The 4,298-nt window shown below is 61.6% G+C and carries 7 protein-coding genes and 1 pseudogene; 3 read left to right on the top strand and 5 right to left on the bottom strand.

All coding sequences use genetic code 11. From position 1 onward, the window contains the following. Nucleotides 1–507: 507 nt before the first annotated feature. Nucleotides 508–765: a hypothetical protein gene (locus ACH438_RS46160; RefSeq protein ID WP_397017691.1), complete on the top strand. Its 258-nt coding sequence runs from the start codon at nucleotides 508–510 to the stop codon at nucleotides 763–765. 101 nt (nucleotides 766–866) lie between these two features. Beyond that, nucleotides 867–1,109 (top strand): hypothetical protein, encoded by a 243-nt coding sequence (locus tag ACH438_RS46165; protein WP_397017693.1) that lies wholly within the window; start codon nucleotides 867–869, stop codon nucleotides 1,107–1,109. Here the strand turns inward: ACH438_RS46165 and ACH438_RS46170 are convergent. Together ACH438_RS46170 and ACH438_RS46175 are read right to left on the bottom strand one after the other, a co-directional pair. Further along, the gene (locus tag ACH438_RS46170; protein WP_397017703.1) at nucleotides 1,092–1,469 is read right to left on the bottom strand and encodes a VOC family protein; all 378 of its coding nucleotides are present in this window, start codon (nucleotides 1,467–1,469) and stop codon (nucleotides 1,092–1,094) included. The two genes, ACH438_RS46165 and ACH438_RS46170, sit on opposite strands and share 18 nt — an antisense overlap. 12 nt (nucleotides 1,470–1,481) lie before the next feature. Continuing rightward, nucleotides 1,482–1,835 (bottom strand): annotated as a pseudogene (locus tag ACH438_RS46175) (nuclear transport factor 2 family protein); the annotation flags it as partial. Between the two features lie 76 nt (nucleotides 1,836–1,911). Here ACH438_RS46175 and ACH438_RS46180 point away from each other — a divergent pair. Beyond that, nucleotides 1,912–2,340 (top strand): MarR family winged helix-turn-helix transcriptional regulator, encoded by a 429-nt coding sequence (locus ACH438_RS46180; protein WP_397017695.1) that lies wholly within the window; start codon nucleotides 1,912–1,914, stop codon nucleotides 2,338–2,340. Here ACH438_RS46180 and ACH438_RS46185 read toward each other — a convergent pair. The 3 genes from ACH438_RS46185 to ACH438_RS46195 all read right to left on the bottom strand — a co-directional run bounded on the left by ACH438_RS46185 (nucleotide 2,305) and on the right by ACH438_RS46195 (nucleotide 4,230). Continuing rightward, the gene (locus ACH438_RS46185; RefSeq protein WP_397017697.1) at nucleotides 2,305–3,000 is read right to left on the bottom strand and encodes a class I SAM-dependent DNA methyltransferase; all 696 of its coding nucleotides are present in this window, start codon (nucleotides 2,998–3,000) and stop codon (nucleotides 2,305–2,307) included. The genes ACH438_RS46180 and ACH438_RS46185 overlap by 36 nt on opposite strands. A 106-nt stretch (nucleotides 3,001–3,106) precedes the next feature. Beyond that, the gene (locus ACH438_RS46190; protein ID WP_397017699.1) at nucleotides 3,107–3,604 is read right to left on the bottom strand and encodes a DUF3558 family protein; all 498 of its coding nucleotides are present in this window, start codon (nucleotides 3,602–3,604) and stop codon (nucleotides 3,107–3,109) included. Next, nucleotides 3,601–4,230, bottom strand: coding sequence for a hypothetical protein (locus tag ACH438_RS46195; protein ID WP_397017701.1), 630 nt, complete (start codon nucleotides 4,228–4,230; stop codon nucleotides 3,601–3,603). The genes ACH438_RS46190 and ACH438_RS46195 overlap by 4 nt, the downstream gene beginning before the upstream one ends. Between the last annotated feature and the right edge of the window lie 68 nt (nucleotides 4,231–4,298).

Genomic DNA, 4,298 nt, shown 5'->3' on the forward strand with positions numbered 1-4,298 from the left:
CACCGGTCGAGTACGAGACCGACTACTATGCAAGCCTGCTTCAGCTGACTGCCGGAGACAGATAACCGGGGGTGCACGAAACCCGGGGGGATTCAGCTTTCCATTAGCTCACCTCACAGAAATCCGTTGTTTTGGAATGATTTTCGCAGCATGTTTGGAACACGGACAGAAAACCGTGGAAGTCGTGCCCTGGAATATTCCAGACTTTCGAGAACGCGCGTATCACTGGAGACGCGCATCCGCCGCTCGGCACACAAGCGGAAACCTTGCCGCACATCAGTGGGAGTCGTTATGACCTGGGAGACTTGGCTTTTGGTTTCAATGCTCACCGTCGGCGTCGTTGTAATCGCCGCCGCCCTCATCGAAGACTGGCGCGGTACCCGCCGACTCGGCACGAGATATGCTCCCCCCGTTCGCACGGTACTCAGGCTGAACACCCTCGACGGTGGCCACCTCGACGTTCCGTTCGTGACCGGCCATGTCACCAACCACCGGGGGTGGTGAACGATGGCCTTCACCGAAGCCGAGGCGAAAGTCCTTGGCACGCTGTCTGTCCTGGATCCGATCTACGCCCTGACCGCGCGCCAACTCTGCCACGCGACCGGTCTGACGGAGACCTCGATCCACCGCGCGCTGATGCGATTGTCCCGCACCGGGCTCGCGATCGGCACCGTGCAAAGCCCCGCGCGCTGGCGTTCCAGCGCCCGCGGTCGCGTTGCGATCGGCCGGCCCGTGTATCGCGAATACGCCAGGCCACGCTCATGACCCGCTACGCAATCGGGTTCCTCCGCCGAGATGTGTCACGCGATTCGCTGAACGCAGACACCGCCCGTATTCACGCTGTCGCCGCAGAACGTGGATCGTCGGTGACGCTCGTGTACTACGGCGACCCCGATCGCCCAGGCGCCGTTATCAATCGCCTGATGAACCTCGCATACAACGAGTACGTCGACGAGATAATCGCGCCGAGCGCAGACCATTTCGAACCTGGCGACCTACCGGCACTGGTCAAGATCGCCGACGTGATCTGCGCCGACACCGATCACAGATACACCATCACCGCCGCCGACGTGCAATACGGACAGGCGCGATCACGCTTTCGTAAGTAGCTCCATGTTGTGTCCGTCGGGGTCGGCAAAGTAGACCCCTTTGCCACCGTTGTAGTGATTGACCTCGTTGGGCCGCAGATGTCCAGGGTCAGCCCAGTGCTCGACCCCGCTGTCCTTGATGCGGGCGAACGCAGCGTCGAAGGCGTCGGGGCTGATCAGGAAGGCGTAGTGCTGGCTCTGCACGCTGTCCACGTCCATGAAGTCGAGGGTCACACCATTGGTGAGCACAACGGGCAGGAAATGGGCGACGGCGGATTCTCCGACCGGGAGGTCCAGGATTCGCGCCAGAAACGTTGCGGAGACGGTTTTGTCGCGGGCGTGCACGATGGTGTGATTCAGCTCGGCCTTGCGGGCCGGCATCGCGATCCGGCTGAGGTGTATACCGGCTAACAACCACTCTTCGTTGCGTCGTACGACGATGTGGGTGGCGCGGTAGGTGTCGTCGACAGGGTTGCCCGCATAAGTGGCACGCTGGCTGTGCCGACCGACCACGACGGCGGTGTCGCCGTACTCACGAATCGTGGTGTCGTCCCAGGTGAGTGCTTGCGTAACCAATGCGTCGGCGCGATAGCGCTGCAGCCATTCGGATTTGGTCAGCACGAACCCGAGCGGCCCTATCAGGGTGAAGTCTTCGGTGGTGATCAAGTCGAGAGTATCTGTGTCGCCTTGCGTTTCGGCAGTGGCCCACCGTCGTCCGAGGGCACGGATCTGTTCCTGGGTGCTCATCGCTACCTCCTCGAGGACTCGATGCCAGCAACGTTAGATATCTAACGATTCGAAGTCAAATGTTATGCTCGCCGACGTGCAGAAACCCATCGGGCCGCCTATCGGACTCGTCCTGGCAAACACGGCCAAGACGCTCAACCGCGCGTTCGACGCCACCTTGGCCGCGGCCGGCGGCTCGCTGCCGATCTGGTTGATCCTGATCTCACTGAAGACGAGGCCAGCGGACAACCAGCGCCAAATCGCGGCCGCCGTGGGCATTCAGGGCGCGACACTGACCCATCACCTGAACGCGATGGAGACCGACGGCCTGATCACACGCAGCCGCGAACCCGGCAACCGCCGGGTTCACCAAGTCCGCCTGACAGCCAAGGGCGAGAAGTTGTTCATGCGCCTGGCCGAGGCCGCCCAAGCGCACGATGCGAAGCTGCGCAACGGTTTCAGCAGCGACGAACTCGATTGCCTCGGCGACCTACTGGCCCGGATGGCCGGGAACGTGACCGACTGAGGCACGTCGGGCATATACGTACAGCTGGGGTTCAGCCTCGGGCTCACCACCCGCCGGCGTGTAGTTCACAACGCTGATTTCGACGATATCGAAGCCCGCTTGTTCCACCACCCGACGGAGTTCGTCACGCTCGTACCCGCTGACCCGGACGTCGGTATCGAGGAACTTCACGGGAGTGTCGTCGAGATCCGACTCGACCATGCTGATCGACAGACATCCACCCGGCTTGATGACCCTGTGCAGCACAGCCAAAGCTCGGAGTATGTCGGACCTCGGCAGCATCAGCAGCGAGAAGAATGCGACGGCGCCATCGAAGCCAGTCTCGTTGAGGTCCAGGATATTACAGTTGTGGATGGTCGCCTCGGGCACCGCGGCGGAGGCGGCAGAAACCATCGCAGCTGAGATATCGATACCCACCACTTGAAGTCCGGCGTCCACGAGCTGACGGGCGGTAGGAATACCGGAACCGCACCCAACATCCAGGACACGCGCACCACGGCCAACCTGCTCAGCGACCCACGCACCCGCACGAACCTGCTCGGGCCTGTCCGAGAAAGCAGCCTCGTAGCGCTGCACAAGTTCATCGAAGACATGCGCCTGCGACGATCCGCCCACTACCTGTCCCGCATCCAGTGATGAATCCTGCTGGCGTTCAACCATGTTCGTTCACACCCCTCGTTTCGCCACGGATCCGAGACTACCGTCCAGCCCTCCAGATCCGGCGAATCTTGGACAGATGGTCTGGAGAATCAGCGCCACATCAAATCTATTTTGCTGGGGGCAGGTACTTCTCCAATCCGTTCGCGACCTGGGTGGCGACCGCGCAGGGGTCCTCGCTCTGGTAGTTGGTGTTGGTGACCGTAAATACGACGTTGGCGTTTTTAGTGGCGAGTTGGATTGCACACATGAAGGGGTGGCTGTTGCCTTTGAGGTGGTAGACGTGCCCGTCGTAGCTGCCGATGGTGACCTTGGACGGGTCTTCTGGGTCGCTCCAGTCACTGAAATCGGTTTGGGTCCGGTAGAAGATGTTGACGTTGTAGCCGGTAACGAGTTTCGCCCACCCGCAGGTTTGGCCGTGGAGTTGGGTTTGCGCCTTGTAGTTCATCCCGAGGTCTTGGAGTGCGGATTCAGGGAACGCCGTGCAGGGATCCCATGGCGGAGCGGCGTCGCCTGTCGTGTTGCGGGTTCCGCACCCGCTGACTACCAGTGCGGTTGCCGCCGTGACGGTGAAGATCAAGGCGGCCTGAAGGATTCGGTCGTTCATCGGGCCACTCCATCCCAGCTGTTGATGTTGGACGGGACGACGCCGGCGCGCAGGACGTCGACGTAGATCTTGCTTCCCGGTGCGACCTCTTTGCCACCGAACACGATGGCGTCGACGGTCAGGTGGGCGATTTGCGCATCGTTGACGTATTGCTGCAATCCGGTCACGCCATTCTTTTCCAGGAACGTGGGGATCGTCGTGGTGTCGCTGTTGCCGAGGTGGTCGAAGGGTTTGAGGCCGTTGCCGTCGACCAACTCGCTCGGCAAGGTATGGACATCGATTTTCCCGGCGTCGACCATGGCTTGGAGCATGACATAGCGCTGTGCGGCCATCGCGCGCTCGGGGATCTGGACCTGCGCGGAGTCGATGTGCTGCCCGGTGGGTGTGTCGAGCCCCAGCACCGGGTAGGACAGCCCCGGTTTGTCGTTGATCGCGGCGACGGTCGGGTCTTTGATATAGGCCTCAACTGAGCTGACGATCGGCATCACGAGCTTCTCCCCGGGCAATGCCGAGATGCCTTCCTTGATGCCAGCGTTGACGAATTCCTTGGCGGACATGAACCCCGCGCCCAGGGTGTCCTTACGGTGGCTGGCGGCAGCCGGGCCTTGACCCCGGAAGTTGGACACGGGGTTTGTGATTACGCGGCTTGAGCCATGTTATCGGGTGCGTGAACGGATTCGTAGTCGGCGGGGCT

This window comes from Nocardia sp. NPDC020380 (genome assembly GCF_044386975.1).
Classification (GTDB): domain Bacteria; phylum Actinomycetota; class Actinomycetes; order Mycobacteriales; family Mycobacteriaceae; genus Nocardia.

What these genes read in the sequence shown, in the direction of transcription:
- ACH438_RS46160 (WP_397017691.1), top strand. Translation starts at nt 508, where the DNA reads ATGGCCTTCACCGAAGCCGAGGCGAAAGTCCTTGGCACGCTGTCTGTC.
- ACH438_RS46190 (WP_397017699.1), bottom strand. Translation starts at nt 3,604, where the DNA reads ATGAACGACCGAATCCTTCAGGCCGCCTTGATCTTCACCGTCACGGCG.
- ACH438_RS46185 (WP_397017697.1), bottom strand. Translation starts at nt 3,000, where the DNA reads ATGGTTGAACGCCAGCAGGATTCATCACTGGATGCGGGACAGGTAGTG.
- ACH438_RS46170 (WP_397017703.1), bottom strand. Translation starts at nt 1,469, where the DNA reads ATGCCGGCCCGCAAGGCCGAGCTGAATCACACCATCGTGCACGCCCGC.